1 protein-coding gene is annotated in these 1,116 nt (G+C 37.8%); it reads right to left on the reverse strand.

Going from position 1 to position 1,116, the window contains the following annotated elements; all coding sequences use genetic code 11:
• The coding region (locus IQ237_RS25965) for a hypothetical protein (RefSeq protein WP_228020725.1) at positions 1-1,116 on the reverse strand (1,116 nt) is incomplete at both ends.

Below are 1,116 nucleotides of genomic sequence, written 5' to 3' on the forward strand. Positions count from 1 at the left end.
TGGTATATAGTTGATTGTTCATGCCTATACCAACTATTGTACCGTCTGGCATGACGGTAATACCTAAGACAGAACCACTGTTAGCAATATGTTCCCAATTACTGCTTAAGGTCTTTCTGGTATATAGTTGATTGTTCATGCCTATACCTATCACACCAGGTATGGTTTTCTCACTTGTAGAAATAATTTCTACTACCCATTCATTACCGATACCGGTATTCCAAGATGTAACGCCTTGTGCTGAGTCAGGACGATGTAAGTAATCTCCTTTCCAAGATTTGAGTTGAATTTTGTTCTCACCTATGAACTCAATTACCCATTCATTACCGATACCGGTATTCCAAGATGTAACGCCTTGTGCTGAGTCAGGACGATGTAAGTAATCTCCTTTCCAAGATTTGAGTTGAATTTTGTTCTCACCTATGAACTCAATTACCCATTCATTACCGATACCAGTATTCCAAGATGTAACGCCTTGTGCTGAGTCAGGACGATGTAAGTAATCTCCTTTCCAAGATTTGAGTTGAATTTTTGTTCCCGTAGTAATCTTCGGAGGTGCAGGAGGTTTAATAAATTCAGCAGTACCTATTAATCCTTGTCCACTACTATGAGCGAGAATGATTTGATTTAATGGTGAATCAGGTTGTAAATCAGTAATGGAATTACCATTGTTTTGATAAAGGGTTTTGACTCCTGTAAAGAGAGGATGATTGGGATTATTAACTGCTATATTACCACCAATTCCGTTGTATGCTCCCTGGAATTTCAAACCAAAAGCAGCTAGGAAAGTATTCCAATTATTTGCTTCTACTTGCGCTCCTCCTTGACCGGTGCCAGCACAAAGGTAAACCTTACCGCCATTTTTCACATATTCAATTAAAATTTGGTTATCTACAAGATCACCACCAATAAAAATCCCGTCATATTTTTGCAGGGTTTCTAGGTTAATAGGAATATTCATTCCCTTAGTCCAAGTATGACCCGCTTTAGTCATTGTTTGTTCTAGAGATGCTCCTGTTAAACCAAAATTATTGGAAAGTACATGAAACTTACCTTTATTTTCTCCTACAAAATATTTGCCAATATTCAAAGCAAATGTAGCTGCATCAGGTGTAG

It is taken from the genome of Sphaerospermopsis sp. LEGE 08334 (genome assembly GCF_015207205.1).
Taxonomy (GTDB): Bacteria; Cyanobacteriota; Cyanobacteriia; order Cyanobacteriales; family Nostocaceae; genus Sphaerospermopsis.